Origin of the sequence: Nocardioides sp. (genome assembly GCF_035503875.1) — a bacterium.
Classification (GTDB): Bacteria; Actinomycetota; Actinomycetes; order Propionibacteriales; family Nocardioidaceae; genus Nocardioides.
The window spans coordinates 16,214-30,244 of the sequence record NZ_DATJTA010000087.1; the positions used below are offsets into that span (position 1 = coordinate 16,214).

A 14,031-nucleotide genomic window follows, 5' to 3' on the forward strand; every position below is an offset into this window, starting at 1 on the left:
ACACAACCAAACGGATGGTAGTCTGATGCTTCGATTCATGATCATATTGCCGTCGGACGCTGCGCCGCCAGCGCGGCCGGGACAGGAGCACGCAGATGACCACGGACCTCGCCCTCGGGATCGGACTCGGCTACTGGCAGGGCAGCCCCCGGGACGAGACCGACACGGTCGTCGCGGCGGAGGCGCTCGGCTACGACTCCGTGTGGGTCGGCGAGGCGTACGGCTCCGACGCCTTCACCCCGCTGACCTGGTACGCCGCCCGCACCTCGCGGATCGGACTCGGCACCTCGATCGCCCAGATCGACGCCCGCACCCCGGCCAACGCGGCGATGACCGCGATGACGCTCGACGCCCTGAGCGGCGGCCGGCTGCGCCTGGGCCTGGGCGTCTCTGGTCCCCAGATCATCGAGGGCTGGTACGGCCGGCCGTTCCCCCGCCCGCTCGCGCGCACCCGCGAGTACGTCGAGGTGCTCCGCGCGATCTGGGCACGCGAGCAGCCGGTCACGCACGAGGGCGAGTTCTACCCGCTCCCCTACCCGGGCGGCGCCGGGCTGGGCAAGCCGCTCAAGCTCATCACCCAGCCGCTGCGTTCCGACCTCCCGATCTACCTCGGCGCGCAGGGGCCGAAGAACACCCAGCTGGCCCTGGAGGTCGCGGACGGCTGGATGCCCGCCTTCGTGCACATCGAGCAGTTCGAAGCGATGTACGGCGCACTGCTCACCGACGTACCCGAGGGCTTCGACATCGTCGCCAACGTCAACACCTTCGTCGACGACGACCTGCGCGCGGCCTTCCGCCGGGCCAAGGAGCCGCTGGCCTGGTACGTCGGCGGGATGGGCGCCCGGGGCGCCAACTTCCACTTCGACGCCGTCGCCCGGGCCGGGTTCGAGGACGTCGCCCACGACGTCCAGGAGCTGTTCCTCTCCGGTCGCCGCGAGGAGGCGGTCGAGCGGATCCCCGACGAGCTGGTCGACGGCACCTCGCTGATCGGGCCACCCGGCCGGATCCGCGAGCGCCTCGAGCTGTGGCGCGCGTCGCGGGTGACGACGGTCGTGATGATGGACCTGCGCGACGAGCCGTCGCTGAAGGCCGTCGCGGCGGAGGTCGGCCTGTGACCGCGCTCGCCCCGACGGCGGGCCGGCAGCTCACCGCCGCCCAGCTGCGCTTCCGCCCGGGGATCGCGTCCTGGATCACCCGGCACGCCGACCGCACCCCGGACCGGCCGGCGCTGGTCCTCGACTCGACCACGCTCACGTACGGCGACCTCGAGCGGCGTACCTGGCAGGTGGCGCGGGCGCTCCGCTCCGCCGGCGTCCAGGTCGGCGACCGGGTCGCGCTGCTCCACGAGAACCACCCCGAGTTCCTGCCGGCGACCCTCGCGATCATGCGCCTGGGGGCGGTCTACGTGCCGCTCAACCCCCGGCTGGCCGACGCCGAGCTCGCCGCGCTGGTGCGCGACTCCCGGCCGGTCGCGCTCGTGACCCAGGTCGCCGCCGCTCCTCGGCTGGCGGCCCTGCTCGGGACGGCGACGCCGGCCTGCTTCTTCACCGACGGCCCCGCCCCTGCCGGCGTACGCGACGCCTCGCCGTGGCCGGAGCCCGGCGCCGACGCGACGCCGTTCGCGGTGGGCGCGTTCGGGGACGACTCCCCGGCGGGCATGTTCTACACGTCCGGCACCACGGGGCTCCCCAAGGGCGCGATCATCACGCACGGCAACATCCGCTCGGTGGCGACGTCGCTCGCGGTCGACCTCGGGTTCTCCGTCGCCGACCGGCCCCTGGTGTCGCTGCCGATCAGCGTCTCCGGCGCGATGCTCGCCGGGATCCTGCCGTTCCTGCACCTCGGGTGCAGCATCCGGCTGCTCGAGCAGTCGACGCCCGAGCTGATCGCGGCGGCCATCCGCGACTACCGGCCGTCGTACATGGCGAGCGTGCCGACGGTCTTCAAGGCGCTGCTGGACCACCCGGCGTTCGACGACCTCGACCTGACCTGCTTCCAGCGTGTCCTGTCGGCGGCGGCCTCGATGCCGGTCAGCCTGATCGAGCGGTTCCGCGAGCGCGGGCTGTCGGTCTTCGTGCAGGGCTACGGCCTCACCGAGTCGTGCGGGTTCTCGACCTGCCTGATGCCCGAGGACGCCCTGCGCAAGGTCGGATCGATCGGCCGACCGCTGATGTACAGCGACGTGCGCGTCTTCGTCGGCGGCCGGGAGGCCACGCCCGGCGAGATCGGCGAGCTCTGCGTCTCGGGGCCGTCGATCATGGCGGGCTACTGGGAGCGGCCGCAGGAGCGCGCGATCCAGGACGGCTGGCTGCACACCGGCGACCTCGGGTACGCCGACGAGGAGGGCTACCTCTACGTCACCGGCCGCCTGAAGGACATGATCATCACCGGCGGCTACAACGTGTACCCGGCCGAGGTCGAGAACGTCGTCCACCAGCACCCCGGGGTCGGCGAGGTCGCCGTGATCGGCGTACCGGACGACCACTGGGGCGAGCGGGTCGTCGCCGTCGTACGCCCGGTGGACGGCGTCGACCTGGACCCGGCCGAGGTGCTCGCGACCTGCGCCGCACACCTCGCGGACTACAAGCGCCCCAAGGAGGTCCTGGTCGTCCGCACCCCGCTGCCGATCAACCCCACCGGCAAGATCGTCAAGGCCCGGATCCGCGAGGCGTACGCCGCCGGCTCACTCGCCTGACCCGACGACGCTGGTTGAGGTGCGAAGGACGAAGTCCCGAGCCGCTGCCGCTGGTTGAGGTGCGAAGGACGAAGTCCTGAACCGCTGCCGCTGGTTGAGGTGCGAAGGACGAAGTCCTGAGCCTCGAAACCCAGCAAGCCGCACGACGACCCCGACCACCGCTGCCTCTCAGCCTGCGGAGGTTTCGAGGCTCGCTCCGCTCGCACCTCAACCAGCGTTGCCTGACGCTGGTTGAGGCGCGAAGGACGAAGTCCTGAGCCTCGAAACCCAGCGAGCCGTACGACGACCCCGACCCCGGCCGACTCCCGGGCTGCGGAGGTTTCGAGGCTCGCTCCGCTCGCACCTCAACCAGCGTCACTCGCCGTTCGGCTCGCCTGAACCGACGACAACGCTGGTTGAGGTGCGAAGGACGAAGTCCTGAGCCTCGAAACCCAGCAAGCCGTACGACGACCCCGACCACCGCTGCCTCTCAGCCTGCGGTGGTTTCGAGGCTCGCTCCGCTCGCACCTCAACCAGCGTCACTCGCCGCTCGGGTCCCGCCTCGACCGGCGTCCCTCTCCGCTCGCGCCTCAGCCGGAGGACGCGGGCCGCAGTGCCCAGGTGCCCGTGGCGATCGCGCACAGCACGCCGCGGGCGTCGGTGATGCGGACCGTCGGCACGCAGGTGCTCCGACCCCGGCGGACCACGTCGGCGGTGACCGTCAGCGGGCTGGCGACCGCGGGGGCGAGGAAGTGCATGGTCAGGTCGGTGGTGGCGGAGCGGGTCACCGGCGGGTCGCTCGTCACCACGGCGGCACCCGCGGTGACGTCGGCGATGGCCAGCAGGTAGCCGCCGTTGACCGGGCCGTCGGGGTTGCGGTGCCGGTCGTCGACCACCATCTCGGCGACGGCCCGGCCGGGCGACAGCGAGACGCAGCTCAGGGACAGGCCGCGGATCACGGCGAGGTCGTTGAAGTAGTCCCGGAAGCCTTCGAGGTCCGCGCCGTCGCGGATCGGGGCGAGCTGCTCGGTCATCAGGCGTCCCGGAACACGGCGGGGCGACGCTCGGCGAAGGCCCGCGTCCCCTCGGCGAAGTCGTCGGTCGTCGTGAGCAGCACCTGGGTGCGGTTCTCGAGCTCGATCTGCTGGTGCAGGGAGAGACCGTCGCGGGACTGGTTGAGCAGCGACTTGGTCATCCGCAGACCGAACGGCGCGGTCGCGCACATCCGCTCGGCGAGCTCGATCGCCTGCTCGCGAGCCGTGCCCGGCTCGACCACCCGGGAGACCAGGCCCATCGCGAGCGCCTCCTCGGCGCCGACCTCGCGCCCGGTGTAGAGGATGTCCGCGGCCCGCTCCCAGCCCACGATCCGAGGCAGGAACCAGGAGGAGGCCATGTCGCCGCCGGAGACGCCGAGCTTCACGAACGACGCCATGAAGCGCGCCTCGGGCTCGACGATCCGCTGGTCGGAGGCGCAGGCCAGCGAGAGCCCGCCCCCGGCCGCCACCCCGTGTACGGCGGCGATCACCGGCTGCGGGACGTCCCGGAGCTTGGTGATGATCCGCCCGACCGCCTCCTGGAGCGCGTAGAGCGCCTGCCGGGGTCCGGCGTCCTCGACCCAGGCGTCACCCGCGGCCTGACCCTTGAGGTCCATGCCCGCGCAGAAGGCCCGGCCGTGGCCGGCGAGCACCAGCACCCGCTGCTGGTAGTCGTACAGCAGGTCGTCGAGCAGGTCGTCGAGCCTCCGCAACAGCCCGTGCGAGAGGGCGTTGAGCCGGTCGGGCCGGTTCAACGTCAGCACCGTGACCGGGCCGTGACGCTCGACCTCGATGCTGTCGAGGTCGGCGCTCACCGCTCGGCCGCCGTATCCGCGAGGAGGTCGGCCCGCAGCTCGCGCTTGAGGATCTTGCCGCTCATCCCCCGGGGCAGCGGCTTGTCGCGCAGCTCCAGCCGGCGCGGGCGCTTGTACGTCGCGAGCGAGTCGGCGACGTACTCCGTGAGCCGCTCGAGGTCGAGCGACGGGTCGGTGCTGACCACGCAGGCGACCGGGGTCTCACCCCAGCGCTCATCGGGCATCCCCACGACGGCGACCTCGACGATGTCCGGGTGCTCGCTGAGCACCGCCTCGATCTCGGCGGGGTACACGTTGAGGCCGCCGCTGATGATCATGTCCTTGGAGCGGTCGACGATCCGGAAGTAGCCGTCCGCGTCAACGGTCGCGAGGTCGCCCGTGTGCAGCCAGCCGTCGCGGATCGTGGCGGCGGTCGCCGCCGGGTCGCGCCAGTACTCCTTCAGCACGCAGCTCCCCCCGAGCAGCAGCTCGCCCGTGTCGCCGGGCGCGCAGTCCCTCCCCTCGGCGTCGACGACCCGGGCCTCCTGACCGAGCAGCGGGATGCCGACCGAGCCGAGCCGGTTCAGCGCGTCGTGGGCCGGCAGCTCCAGGTTGAGACCGGACCCCTCGGTGAGTCCGTACGCGTTGACGAGGTCCACGCCACGGTCGATGTAAAGCCGGATCAGGTGCTCGGGTACGACGGCCCCGCCGCACTTGGCGACCCGCAGGCCCGAGAGATCGCGCTCGGCGAAGTCGGGCTCGGCGGAGAGCCGCTCGAGGATGACCGGGACCACACCGATGAACGTCACGCCTCGCTGCTCGATGTCGTCGAGGACGCGGGACGGCACGAACTCGTGACGGATCAGGATGGAGCCGCCGCAGCGCAGGAACGGGATGGCGAAGGAGACCCCCGCGCCAGTGAAGGCGAGCGGGACGGTCACGATGGCGCGGTCGTGGCAGGTGAGCGCGTCGACGGCGATCGCGCTGGCGGCCACGCCCTCCATGTTCGCGTGTGTGAGGACCGCGCCCTTGGAGCGGCCCGTCGTCCCGCTCGTGTAGCAGATCATCAGCGGGTCGGACGGCTCGACGCCCGCGTCGTCGTCGACCGTGCCGTGGGTGCGCAGCTCGGCGTACGCGCGGGCGCCGGCGGGCGGCGTACCTACGAAGAAGATGCGGTCGGTGCCGACCATCTCCTCCAGGGGCGCGAGCACGGGGACGAAGTCGGCGTCGGTCACCACGACGGAGAGCTCGGCGTCCGTGGCCACGTCGCGCAGCTCCACCGCGGTCAGCAGCGGGTTGAGCGGCACGAAGATCGCCCCGAGGCGGGCGCACGCGAGGACCACCTCGAAGTGCTCCGGGGCGTTACGCATCAGCCCGCCGACCCGGTCGCCCTTGACGACGCCGATCGCCCGCAGCCCGGCGGCGACCTCGGCGCAGCCGTGCTCGAGCTCGGCCCAGGTCCGATCGCCCGTGTCGGAGAGGAGAGCGGTCCGGCCGCCCCCGAAGCGCGCCCAGTAGCGGGACCACTGACTGATACCTGACATGTTGCGCAAACTACCAATCGGTTGGTAAGAAGGTCAACGTCATCGATGCGTCGAGCGCATCGATCAACCAGCCCGGAAAGAGGCACAGATGAGCGAGATCAACAAGGTCATGGTGGTCGGCGGTGGCGGCCAGATGGGCAACGGAATCGCCCAGGTCGCGGCGGTCGCCGGGCTCGAGGTGACGCTCGTCGACGTGGCGCAGGGCGACCTCGACCGCGGGATCGCCCGGATCGAGCGGAGCCTGGAGCGCATGGTCCGCAAGAGCACGCTCGGCGACGTCGAGGCCAAGGAGGCCCGCGAGCGGATCACCACCAGCACCGACCTGGAGGCGACCGGCCGCGAGACCGACCACGCGATCGAGTCGATCGTCGAGGACGTCGACGTCAAGCGCGACGTCTTTCGCCGCCTGGACGAGGTCTGCCGGCCCGAGGTGATCCTCGCGTCGAACACCTCGCAGTTCGCGATCTCCAAGATCGCCAACGCCACCAACCGCCCCGACCGGGTCATCGGGACGCACTGGTTCAACCCGCCGCCGCTGATGAAGCTGATCGAGGTCGTGCGCGGCGTGGAGACCAGCGACGAGACGCTGCAGACGACACTCGAGCTCTGCGAGCGGTACGGCAAGGAGGCGATCGTCTGCCAGAAGGACACCCAGGGCTTCGTCACCTCGCGGCTGATCATGGCCTTCATCTCCGAGGCGATGCGCGTCGCCGACGAGGGCGTGGCCAGCCCGGACGACATCAATCGGGCCTGCCAGCTCGCGTTCAACCACCCGATGGGCCCGCTGCACACCGCCGACATGGGCGGTCTCGACACCTTCGTGAAGGCCGCCGCCGCGATGGCCGAGAACTACGGCGACCACTTCCGCGCCACCCAGGGCCTGCGCGCCCTGGTCAACGCCGGGCACTACGGCTACAAGACGGGGCGCGGCTTCAGTGACTACGGCTCCGCCCAGTAACGAGGCCCGTCCCGCGCACGGCTCGGCGCGGGCGGCCTTCGACGAGCTCTGCACGCTGCTCACCCCGGTCCGCCAGGGCACGCTGTTCTACAGCGGCGAGGCACCGCTGGTCGACTGGGGGGTGCCGTACGGCGGCCTCCTGGTCGGCCAGGCGCTCGCGGCCGCGGCCGACACGGTCCCCGAGGGGCAGTGGATCCGCAGCCTGCACGCCTACTTCCTCCAGGTGGGCCGGGGCGACGAGAGCGTCGACATCGAGGTGCGGCCGGTGCACGCCGGCCGCTCCTCGAGCTGGCGCACCATCGAGGTCCTGCAGCGGGAGCGGCTGCTGCTGCGGATGGACGCGATGTTCGGCGCCGACGGGCAGGGGCCGACCCACCAGGCGGCGATGCCCCCGGCGCCCGCTCCCGAGTCGCTGCCCAACATCGGCACGCAGCTCTCGGCGTACTCCGACACGTTCCGGCCGTGGGACGAGCACTCGCCGTTCGACCTGCGCTACGTCAGCACCCCGCCGCGACTGCAGGACGGCGCCGGCGCCGAGGCGGCCTCCCGGGTCTGGCTCGGGCCGGCCGGTACGCCGCCGCGCGACCGCGCCCTGGCCGCGGCGCTGCTGGCGTACTCGACCGACATGTGCCTGCTCGACGCCTGCATCCAGCCGCACGGCCTGTGGTTCGGCCAGAGCGCGTCGGGGTTCTCCCTCGACCACAGCATCTGGTTCCACGCCCCCGCACGGGTCGACGATTGGCTCCTGCTCGACCAGCGCTCGCCCGGGCAGCGCGACGGCCGCGGCCTGAGCAACGCCCAGCTGTTCGCCCGCGACGGCGAGCTGCTGTGCAGCGTCGCCCAGCTGGGCTCCATCCGACCGACCTGACCCCCGACCTCACTCCCAGGAGATCTTGATGTCCACCCGCTCCCTCGTCGAGCGCTACCTCGACGCCGTCAACACCCACGACTGGGCCACCCTCGTGGCCGTCTTCCACCCCGACGTGACGATCCAGCACGGCATGACGCTCTCGACGAGCGGCCGCGACAAGGCGATCCGGCTGCTCACCGCGGTCGTCGCGCAGTTCGCCGAGCACGAGGACCGCCCGACCCGCTTCATCGTCGAGGGCGACAGCGCGGCCGTCGAGATCACCTTCGTCGGCACCCTGCCCGACGGCACCGAGATCACCTTCCCGGCCGCCGACGTGATCGACACCGACGGCGAGCGGATCACCCGGGTCGTGTCCTGGTACGACACCGCCGCCGTGGTCCCGCAGATCCGCAAGGAGAGCTAGGCGCGGCTCGTACGACGACGAAGCCCTCCGGACCCGATGGGTCCGGAGGGCTTCTTCGTGGGCCGGTCCGGCTCAGCCGACCGCCTCCAGCGCGGCGGCGTCGCCCTGGCCCAGGCCGCCGCAGATCGAGGCGACGCCACGGCCGCCGCCCTGCGCGGCGAGCTGACGCGCAAGGGTCAGCAGGATCCGGGCACCCGACGCGCCCGGCGGGTGACCCATCGCGACCGCGCCGCCGTTGACGTTGAGGCGGTCGAGGACCCGCTTCTCGACCTCGGTGCGGCCGTCGGCCAGCACCCGGGCGCTGACCAGCGGGACGCACGAGAAGGCCTCGTTGATCTCGAAGCCGTCGATGCTGTCGAGGTCCCAGCCGCTGGCGCCGAGGGCGCGGTTGATGGCGTCGGCGGGCGCGACCGGGATCTCCCGGGGCGCCCGGGCGGCGCTGCCGAGGCCGGCAATCCGCGCGAGCGGGGTCAGACCCCGCTCCTCGACCCAGCGGCGCCGGGCGAGGACGACGTAGCAGCCGCCGGTGTCCTGGCCCGGCGCGTTGCCGGGCGTGACGAGCGGGCCGTCGAAGATCGTCCGGAGCCGCGCGAGCCGCTCGAGCGAGGAGTCCGCGCGCGGCCCCTCGTCCTCGGCCAGGTCGCCGAGGTCGTGGGTGATCGGCGTGATCTCCCCGTCGTAGAAGCCGCGGGCCTTGGCCTCGAAGTACGTCTGGTGGCTGCGCAGCGCGAACTCGTCGGCCTCCTCGCGGGTCACCCCGTGCTCGACCGCCACCTCACCGGCGTCCACGGCGACGGGCTTGCCGCCGATGTCGGCGCCCGGCTCGGCCATCGGGTCCTTCAGCTTCGGGCCGCCGCGCTTGATGCCCCACCGGATCGTCGGGTTCATCAGGAACGCCGCGCGGCCCATGTTGTCGGCGCCGCCGATGAGCACGACGTCGGCCTCGCCGGCGCGGATCGCCCGGGTGCCGAGGTGCGCGGCCGTCATCGAGGAGCAGCAGGCGCGGTCGATCGTCAGCGACAGCCGGTCCTCGGGGATCCCGGCGCGCAGCATCGCGACCCGGGCCGGGATCGACCCCTCGAGCGACTCCTCGCTCGGGATCGTGACACCGCTGTAGACCTCGTCGACGTCCTCGGGGCGGATGCCGGCCTGCTCCATCGCGGCGCGCATGGCGAAGGCCGCGATGTCGACGCTGGGCACTTCACGCAGGGCGCCGCCGAAGCGGCTGAACGGCGTACGCGTGCCGCCGACCAGCAGCACGTCGTCGGGATGGTCGGTCATGGTTCTCCTCGCGTTCGGGGTGGTGGGCTCAGCGGTGCGTGAAGACGGGCGCACGCCGCTCGACGAAGGCCGCGAGGCCCTCGCTGAAGTCCTCGGCGGCGGCGACCTCGAGGAAGATCGAGCGCTCCTCGACGAGCGCGTCGTCGAGCGCGGGCCGGGTGGCGCGCTTGAGCGCCTGGACGGCGACGCGGGGCATCGCGGCGATGCGCAGGGCGAGCTCGCGGGCCTCGTCGACCACCCGGCCGGGCTCGCTGACCCCGTCGACCAGCCCCACCTCGGCGGCCTCGGCCGCCTTGACGACGCTGCCCAGCAGCATCAGCTTGAGCGCGAGCGGCCGCCCGACGCGCTGCGGGAGCCGCTGGGTGCCGCCGCCCCCGGGGATCAGCCCGAGCTTGACCTCGGGGAGGCCGAACTTCGCCGTCGGCTCGGTGAGGATCAGGTCGGCGGTCATGGCGATCTCGAGGCCGCCCCCGACCGCGCTGGCCTGGACCGCGGCGATCACCGGCTGCGGCAGCGCGGCCCAGGCGGCCAGCACTCCCCCGGCCCAGGCGCTGTGCTCGCGCATGCCGTCCGGCCGCGTGCGCAGCTCCTCGAACTCCGAGATGTCGGCACCCGCCATGAACGCCTTGGTCCCGCCGCCGGTCAGGACGACGACGCGGGCCTCCTGCGAGTCCGCCAGCCAGCGGGCGGCGTCGTCCAGGCCCTGCAGGACGGCCTTGCCCATCGCGTTCACGGGCGGGCTGTCGACCAGGACGGTGGCCACGCCGTCGGCGAGGTCGAGGCGGACCGGACCGAAGGTCTCGGTGACGGACGGGGTGACGACATCGGTGCTCATGAGGTCCCTTCGGAGGGCTGGGAGACGAGTGGGCGGCCGAGTCCTCAGGCCGCGGGGGCCCGCGAGTGGGGCCACGGTCATTCAACGCTCGCGATGCGCGCTTGTCAACCAACCGTTTGATTGTGATGGGCGGGCGCGGGTGAGCTGTAACGCGACGTTCGCCGCACTAGACGCCCGTTGCAGCGTGCGGGTAGTGCGGCGAACATCGCGTTACAAGCCGGCTGGCCGGCCGAGCCTCAGTACGACCGGGGCAGGCCCAGGCCCGAGACGGCGACCTGGTTGAGGGCCAGCTCGCGGGAGACGGGCGTGGACTTCAGCAGGCGGAGGTAGCCGAAGCGGTCGAAGAGCATCGACTCGGAGGTGAAGCCGCTGCCGCCGAAGGTCTGCAGGGCGGCGTCGGCGGCCTTCAGACCGGCGTCGCACGCCTTGACCTTCGCCATGTTGCAGGCGAGGCCGGCGGCGCGCGGGTCGTCGCCGCTCTCGTACGCCGCCGCGCCGCGCTCGATCATCGCCCAGGCGGCCTCCAGGTCGATCAGGGCTTCGGCGAGTGGGTGCTGCACGGCCTGGTGCTGGCCGATCGGCACGTCGAAGACGACCCGTTGGCCGGCGTACGCCGCGGCCTTCTCCAGGCACCAGCGACCGATGCCGACCGCCTGGGCGGCGACGATCAGGCGCTCGGGGTTGAGGCCGTCGAACAATGCCCGGCCACCCCCGCCGGCCTCGCCGACGAGCGCGTCGTCGGGGAGCTCGACGTCGTCGAAGTACACCGTCCACTGCCGCTCGGGCACGGGCGCGAGCACCTTGACCGGCTGCAGCTGGAGCCGGTCACAGGGCAGCGGGAGGGAGAAGAGGGAGAACCCGCCCGAGGCGGCGTCCTTCGCGACGACCAGCATCATGTCGGAGTCGTCGACGGCCGAGATGTAGGTCTTCTCGCCGGAGATCCGCCAGCCGCCGTCGGTCTTGGTGGCCGTCGTCGTCATCCGGGCCGCGTTGGACCCGGCGCCCGGCTCGGTCAGCGCGAAGCAGAAGCGCAGCGAACCGTCGCCGATCGCGGGCACCCAGCGCCGGCGCTGCTCCTCGCTGCCGTGTCGCAGCAGTACGGCGCCACCCATCGCGCTGGAGATGGTGAGCTTCCCGGCGGGGTAGCCGCCCGCCGCCAGCCGCTCCGCCACCAGGAGCAAATCCGACATGGTGCCGGCGCCGCCGTACTCGGTGGGGAGCGAGATCGCGGCCAGGCCGGCCTCGGTGACCTCGCGCCAGTGGTCGCGCGCGGCGTCGAGGTCGCCGAAACCGCGGGTCTCGTAGCGACGTCCGATGCCGAAGGCGAGCTCGGTGAGCGCGGCGCGCTCGTCCGGGCCGATGGGCTCGTAGGTCGACTCGACGGGGCTGGCGTGCACGGTCGTCATGCGCTCTCCTCGGGGGTGTCGTTCAGGGACGGGCCGGACGCCGGCGCCCACGACAGGACCGCCGCGTGGACGTCCGGGTCGAGGTCGTGGGACGCGAAGATCTCGGCGTTGTGCTGGCCGACGCCGACGGCCGCGGGTCCGACTCGGGCCGGCGGTCGGCCGTCGACGTGGACGGGCGTGCCGATCTGCTGGTGGTCGGGGGCTCCGGCGACGGGGACGACCATCTGCCGGGCGAGGAACTGCGGGTCGCGAGCGACCTCGGCGAAGTCCTGCACGGGCGTCGCGCAGGTCTCCCGACCCTCGAGCAGCTTCGCCCACTCGTCCAGCGTCCGGGTCGCGACGACGTCGGCGACCTCGGCGATGGCCTGCGGGTCGTGCTGGCGGGCCGCCAGGTCGGGCCGGTGCAGGACCTCGGTGAACTCGGCCCAGAACCGCGGCTCGACCGCGCCCACCGCCAGGTGGCGGCCGTCGGCGCACTCGTAGACCCGGTACGACGGCGTCGCACCCGTGACGGCGGTGGACTCGGGACCCTGCGCCTCGTCACCGGCGAGCCAGGACGAGACGTGGATGCCGAGCGCCCAGAGCGCCGCGTCCGCGAGCCCGACCTCGACGTGGCACCCGTCGCCGCCCGCACGGACGCCGAGGAGCGCGGCCAGCAGGCCGACGCCTCCGGTCAGGCCGCCCACGATGTCGGCCGTCTGGACCCCGGCGATCGCGGGGCCGTGGGTGCGGCTGCCGCCGAAGCCCGTGGCGCCGGCGTACGCGAGGTAGTTCAGGTCGTGGCCGGGCTCGTGGTCGCGCGGACCGCCCGTGCCGTACCCGTTGATCGAGCAGTAGACCAGCCGCGGGTTGACCGCGATCAGGTCGTCGTACCCCACGCCGAGCCGGTCGGCGACGCCCGGACGGAACGACTCGAGCACCACGTCCGCGTCCTGCGCCAGCGCGTGCACGGCCCGTACGCCGCGCGGGTCCTGGAGGTCCAGCGCGACCGAGCGCTTGCCCCGGTCGAGGAAGGCGTGACCGGCCGTCGTCCCGGCGACGGGTACGCCGAACGCCCGCGACTCCTCTCCGACCCCGGGCCGCTCGACCTTCACGACGTCCGCGCCGAGATCCGCCAGCATCTGGGAGATCACCCCGCCCGGCAGCATCCGACTCAGGTCGAGGACCCGGACGCCGGACAGCAGCGGGTTCACAGGCTCGCCGCCTCGGCGAGGGCGCGCAGCTGCGCGCGGTGGGCCTCGACGCCGATGCCCGGCGCCGAGTTGAAGACCATCGTCTCGATCCCGGCGTCGGCGTACGCCGTCAGCCGCTCGGCCACCGCGGCGGCCGGACCGACGATCGTGAGCGCGTCGATCAGCTCCGTGCTCACCGCGGCCTCGGCCTCCCGCTTGCTGCCGGCCAGGTAGAGGTCCTGGACCTTCCGGGCGTTCTCCTCGAAGCCGTACTCGGCGACGAGGTTGAGGTAGAAGTTGTTCTCCCGCGAGCCCATGCCGCCGATGTAGAGCGCCAGGAACGGCCGGAGCGCGTCGCGCCCGGCGTCCACGTCGTCGGTGACGACGATGCTCACCATCGGGGTCATCGCGACCTCGCCGACGTCGCGGCCGGCGCGCGCGGCTCCCGCCTCGAGGGAGCGCCGGAAGATGCCGGCGTGCTCGGGGCTGAAGAGGATGGGCAGCCAGCCGTCGGCGATCTCGCCGGTCAGCTCGATGTTCTTCGGTCCCATCGCCGCGAGGTAGATCGGCACCCGGTCCTGCACGGTGGAGGTGGCGAGCTTCAGCGGCTTGCCGGCCCCGTCGGGCAGCGGGAGCCGGAAGTGCCGGCCCTCGTAGGTGACGACCTCGCGGGCCAGGACGGCGCGCACCACGTCGACGTACTCCCGCGACCGCGCGACGGGCCGGTCGAACGAGACGCCGTGCCAGCCCTCAGCGACCTGCGGGCCCGAGGTGCCCAGGCCGAGGACGAAGCGCCCGCCGGAGACCTGGTCGAGGCCGGCGGCCGTCATCCCGGTCATCGCCGGGGTGCGCGCGACCATCTGCATGACGCTGGTCCCGAGCCGCATCCGCTCGGTGTGGGCGGCGAGCCAGGCCATGGAGCTGACGGCGTCGGCACCGTACGCCTCCCCGACCCAGACCGACTCGAAGCCCAGCTGCTCGGCCTCCGGTACGACGGCCAGCGCGGCGATGGGCGAGCCGCCCATGCCGCCGGCCCCGACGCTCAACCCGATCCTCATC

13 protein-coding genes are annotated in these 14,031 nt (G+C 72.6%); 5 read left to right on the forward strand and 8 right to left on the reverse strand.

Annotation, left to right across the window (positions count from 1 at the left end; genetic code table 11):
* The first annotated feature begins 95 nt into the window (after positions 1-95).
* Complete coding sequence (locus VMF51_RS20220) at positions 96-1,115, forward strand: LLM class F420-dependent oxidoreductase (RefSeq protein WP_325476271.1); 1,020 nt, start codon at positions 96-98, stop codon at positions 1,113-1,115.
* Positions 1,112-2,695: a class I adenylate-forming enzyme family protein gene (locus VMF51_RS20225; protein WP_325476272.1), complete on the forward strand. Its 1,584-nt coding sequence runs from the start codon at positions 1,112-1,114 to the stop codon at positions 2,693-2,695. The genes VMF51_RS20220 and VMF51_RS20225 overlap by 4 nt, the downstream gene beginning before the upstream one ends.
* A 569-nt stretch (positions 2,696-3,264) precedes the next feature.
* On the opposite strand, the gene VMF51_RS20230 is transcribed toward VMF51_RS20225, so the two are convergent.
* From VMF51_RS20230 to VMF51_RS20240, 3 genes are read right to left on the reverse strand one after another with little or no spacing between them, the layout of a single operon-like run.
* Positions 3,265-3,708, reverse strand: coding sequence for a PaaI family thioesterase (locus tag VMF51_RS20230; protein ID WP_325476273.1), 444 nt, complete (start codon positions 3,706-3,708; stop codon positions 3,265-3,267).
* The gene (locus tag VMF51_RS20235; protein ID WP_325476274.1) at positions 3,708-4,523 is read right to left on the reverse strand and encodes an enoyl-CoA hydratase/isomerase family protein; all 816 of its coding nucleotides are present in this window, start codon (positions 4,521-4,523) and stop codon (positions 3,708-3,710) included. The genes VMF51_RS20230 and VMF51_RS20235 overlap by 1 nt, the downstream gene beginning before the upstream one ends.
* The gene (locus VMF51_RS20240) at positions 4,520-6,046 is read right to left on the reverse strand and encodes a class I adenylate-forming enzyme family protein (RefSeq protein WP_325476275.1); all 1,527 of its coding nucleotides are present in this window, start codon (positions 6,044-6,046) and stop codon (positions 4,520-4,522) included. Before VMF51_RS20240 ends, VMF51_RS20235 begins: the two co-directional genes overlap by 4 nt.
* Positions 6,047-6,134: 88 nt before the next feature.
* Between VMF51_RS20240 and VMF51_RS20245 the strand changes: the two genes are divergently transcribed.
* From VMF51_RS20245 to VMF51_RS20255, 3 genes are read left to right on the forward strand one after another with little or no spacing between them, the layout of a single operon-like run.
* Positions 6,135-7,004: a 3-hydroxyacyl-CoA dehydrogenase family protein gene (locus VMF51_RS20245; RefSeq protein ID WP_325476276.1), complete on the forward strand. Its 870-nt coding sequence runs from the start codon at positions 6,135-6,137 to the stop codon at positions 7,002-7,004.
* Positions 6,982-7,872, forward strand: a complete 891-nt coding sequence (locus VMF51_RS20250; protein ID WP_325476277.1) for an acyl-CoA thioesterase — start codon at positions 6,982-6,984, stop codon at positions 7,870-7,872. Before VMF51_RS20245 ends, VMF51_RS20250 begins: the two co-directional genes overlap by 23 nt.
* Positions 7,873-7,900: 28 nt before the next feature.
* Positions 7,901-8,278: a nuclear transport factor 2 family protein gene (locus VMF51_RS20255; RefSeq protein ID WP_325476278.1), complete on the forward strand. Its 378-nt coding sequence runs from the start codon at positions 7,901-7,903 to the stop codon at positions 8,276-8,278.
* Positions 8,279-8,350: 72 nt separating this feature from the next.
* Here the strand turns inward: VMF51_RS20255 and VMF51_RS20260 are convergent, their stop codons facing one another.
* The 5 genes from VMF51_RS20260 to VMF51_RS20280 form a co-directional block, all read right to left on the reverse strand.
* Positions 8,351-9,559, reverse strand: coding sequence for a thiolase family protein (locus VMF51_RS20260; RefSeq protein ID WP_325476279.1), 1,209 nt, complete (start codon positions 9,557-9,559; stop codon positions 8,351-8,353).
* A 28-nt stretch (positions 9,560-9,587) separates the two neighbouring features.
* Complete coding sequence (locus tag VMF51_RS20265; RefSeq protein ID WP_325476280.1) at positions 9,588-10,394, reverse strand: enoyl-CoA hydratase/isomerase family protein; 807 nt, start codon at positions 10,392-10,394, stop codon at positions 9,588-9,590.
* A 236-nt stretch (positions 10,395-10,630) separates the two neighbouring features.
* Positions 10,631-11,800: an acyl-CoA dehydrogenase family protein gene (locus VMF51_RS20270; protein WP_325476281.1), complete on the reverse strand. Its 1,170-nt coding sequence runs from the start codon at positions 11,798-11,800 to the stop codon at positions 10,631-10,633.
* Entirely contained in the window at positions 11,797-12,993 is a 1,197-nt protein-coding gene (locus VMF51_RS20275) for a CaiB/BaiF CoA-transferase family protein (RefSeq protein ID WP_325476282.1), read from the reverse strand. The genes VMF51_RS20270 and VMF51_RS20275 overlap by 4 nt, the downstream gene beginning before the upstream one ends.
* On the reverse strand, positions 12,990-14,030 hold the full coding sequence (locus VMF51_RS20280) for an LLM class F420-dependent oxidoreductase (RefSeq protein WP_325476283.1): 1,041 nt from the start codon (positions 14,028-14,030) through the stop codon (positions 12,990-12,992). Before VMF51_RS20280 ends, VMF51_RS20275 begins: the two co-directional genes overlap by 4 nt.
* Between the last annotated feature and the right edge of the window lies 1 nt (position 14,031).

Coding starts and splice junctions, on each gene's coding strand:
- VMF51_RS20220 (WP_325476271.1), top strand. CDS start 96: ATGACCACGGACCTCGCCCTCGGGATCGGACTCGGCTACTGGCAGGGC.
- VMF51_RS20230 (WP_325476273.1), bottom strand. CDS start 3,708: ATGACCGAGCAGCTCGCCCCGATCCGCGACGGCGCGGACCTCGAAGGC.
- VMF51_RS20240 (WP_325476275.1), bottom strand. CDS start 6,046: ATGTCAGGTATCAGTCAGTGGTCCCGCTACTGGGCGCGCTTCGGGGGC.
- VMF51_RS20245 (WP_325476276.1), top strand. CDS start 6,135: ATGAGCGAGATCAACAAGGTCATGGTGGTCGGCGGTGGCGGCCAGATG.
- VMF51_RS20255 (WP_325476278.1), top strand. CDS start 7,901: ATGTCCACCCGCTCCCTCGTCGAGCGCTACCTCGACGCCGTCAACACC.
- VMF51_RS20260 (WP_325476279.1), bottom strand. CDS start 9,559: ATGACCGACCATCCCGACGACGTGCTGCTGGTCGGCGGCACGCGTACG.
- VMF51_RS20265 (WP_325476280.1), bottom strand. CDS start 10,394: ATGAGCACCGATGTCGTCACCCCGTCCGTCACCGAGACCTTCGGTCCG.
- VMF51_RS20270 (WP_325476281.1), bottom strand. CDS start 11,800: ATGACGACCGTGCACGCCAGCCCCGTCGAGTCGACCTACGAGCCCATC.
- VMF51_RS20280 (WP_325476283.1), bottom strand. CDS start 14,030: ATGAGGATCGGGTTGAGCGTCGGGGCCGGCGGCATGGGCGGCTCGCCC.